The sequence below is a fragment of the Nakamurella sp. GG22 genome (genome assembly GCF_052976845.2).
Genome location: NZ_JBRIIO020000067.1, coordinates 1 through 1,958 on the forward strand (window position 1 = coordinate 1; position 1,958 = coordinate 1,958).

Below are 1,958 nucleotides of genomic sequence, written 5' to 3' on the forward strand. Positions count from 1 at the left end.
CGACGATGCGCCCGCATCCGGGCGCCGGTGTGACTCCCGGTCCCATCGGCGCCGCCGGACCTCTCGATCCGGGGCGCACGACGTCCGCCCATCGCGTCGAGGAACAGCACCGGATCCGCATCCGATGTCACTGTCGGGGGAGCTCGCCTTCGAGCCGTTCACCCGGCCCCGCACCTCGGCTCACACAGGTCCTCGTTGGCGAACCGGTGCTGACCGGTGCGCTGCCGTGGCCCGATGTGTGGACCATGTCTACTCGGGTCGCAGGCACCCGGCAATACTTTCGGCCTCGCGGTGCGCGTGGACCGCCCGGGGTCACCCGATTGCCCGGCCCACGCGACAATGACCACCATGCCGTTGCCGCACACAGACTCTCTGGTGAGCTATCCGAACGGAACCGTGTCGGAACGGGCGACGGTGCTGTCCGTCACCAGGGAGCAGGACCGGACCCTGGTGCTGACCGACGTCACACCGTTCCATCCGGTGGATCCACGGTGGCCCGACCAGGGACCGGACCGCGGCACCATCAGCTGGGGCGGGCATCCCGTCCAGGTGACCGATTGCGTGATCGGAGCGACGGACGGAACGGCGCTGTTCGCCGGCGAGGCGGTCCCGGTCCGACGCGGCGAACCGGGCTGGGCGTTCGTCGTGGTGCATGTGCTGCCGGGCGATGCGCCGGAGCCGGAGGAGGGCGTGGAGGTCCACCTGACGGTCGACGAGGGCTACCGGCTCGCGTTGTCGGCCGGGCACACCGGCTGCCACGTCGCCGCGCTCGCGCTGAACGCCGCTCTCGAACGGCGATGGCGCAAGCCCGTGCGGACGGACGGACTGGGCAACCCCGATTTCGACCAGTTGGCGATCGTCTCGTCGCGCATCGAACCGGACGGTGCCGTCGACACGTACCGGATCGGGAAGTCGCTGCGCAAGAAGGGGTTCGATGGGCAGGACCTCAACGACGACCTGCCGGCCATCGCCGAGGAAGCGAACCGACTGCTGACCGGTTGGGTCGCCACCGGCGCCCCCATAGCGGTCGAGGTCAGCGGACCGGGACTCACCGACCTCCGGGAATGGGTCTGCGTCCTGCCCGAAGGAACGCAGCGGATCCCCTGCGGCGGAACGCATCTGCGATCACTCGCCGAGGTTGCCGCCATCAGCGTCGATCTCCGGTACGAGGATCCGGCGGGCGAGCTGACGATGGCAACCTCGGTGCGTCGCCCGGAGCAAGTTCGAGGCTAGGACGCGAACTGCTCGCGTTCCTCTGGATCCGGGCTGATCGGGTCCTCATCACGGTCGGGCATGGTGACCGCGGCCCAGACAGCATCGAGGGACAGGCCCAGGACGTCTGCGATGGCCGCGATGGTCTGGAACGCAGGGGTCGCGACGCGGCCCGACTCGATCTTCCGGAGCGTCTCCGGCGAGACGCCGGCATCGAGCGCGGTGTCCAGCATCGAGCGGCTACCCCTCGCCACTCGCAGCAGCGCACCGATGCGCTGACCGCGTTCGACGTCGGCGGGGGTGAGCGGCAACCGGACCATGGCGGGATTGTAGTACCGGGATAACATTGCCGGGATAGTTATTGGTAGGCGTTCGTTATTGGTACGCGTGAGAGAAAGGCCCTGCATGATCGAGATCCTGAGCCGCAGAGAACTGCCCCGAGCGAGGGCGGCGGGCGCCCTGGTGGCCCAGATCCTGCAGACGCTGAAAGGCCGCACCGCCGTGGGCACCAACCTGCTCGAGATCGACCGGTGGGCCGAGGCCATGATCGTCGAGGCCGGGGCGCTGTCCTGTTACGTCGACTACGCGCCGTCCTTCGGCCGCGGGCCGTTCGGCCACTACATCTGCACGTCGGTCAATGACGCCGTGCTGCACGGGCTGCCGCACGACTACCCGCTGGCCGGCGGTGACCTGCTGACGCTGGACCTCGCCGTTTCTCTCGGCGGAGTGGTCGCGGACTCCGCCAT

General features: G+C 69.0%; 3 protein-coding genes. 2 read left to right on the forward strand and 1 reads right to left on the reverse strand.

Annotation, left to right across the window (positions count from 1 at the left end):
- Positions 1-348 precede the first annotated feature (348 nt).
- Positions 349-1,233: an alanyl-tRNA editing protein gene (locus ACVBEQ_RS27985; protein ID WP_447156718.1), complete on the forward strand. Its 885-nt coding sequence runs from the start codon at positions 349-351 to the stop codon at positions 1,231-1,233.
- On the opposite strand, the gene ACVBEQ_RS27990 is transcribed toward ACVBEQ_RS27985, so the two are convergent.
- Positions 1,230-1,532: a helix-turn-helix domain-containing protein gene (locus tag ACVBEQ_RS27990; protein WP_447156719.1), complete on the reverse strand. Its 303-nt coding sequence runs from the start codon at positions 1,530-1,532 to the stop codon at positions 1,230-1,232. The genes ACVBEQ_RS27985 and ACVBEQ_RS27990 overlap by 4 nt on opposite strands.
- A gap of 85 nt (positions 1,533-1,617) precedes the next feature.
- On the opposite strand from ACVBEQ_RS27990, the gene ACVBEQ_RS27995 reads away from it, so the two are divergent.
- Positions 1,618-1,958, forward strand: a 341-nt coding sequence (locus ACVBEQ_RS27995; protein ID WP_447156720.1) for a M24 family metallopeptidase, incomplete at its 3' end; no start/stop codon positions are given.

Bases quoted from the DNA above. Each gene is read 5' to 3' on its own strand.
- ACVBEQ_RS27985 (WP_447156718.1), top strand. From the start codon at position 349: ATGCCGTTGCCGCACACAGACTCTCTGGTGAGCTATCCGAACGGAACC.
- ACVBEQ_RS27990 (WP_447156719.1), bottom strand. From the start codon at position 1,532: ATGGTCCGGTTGCCGCTCACCCCCGCCGACGTCGAACGCGGTCAGCGC.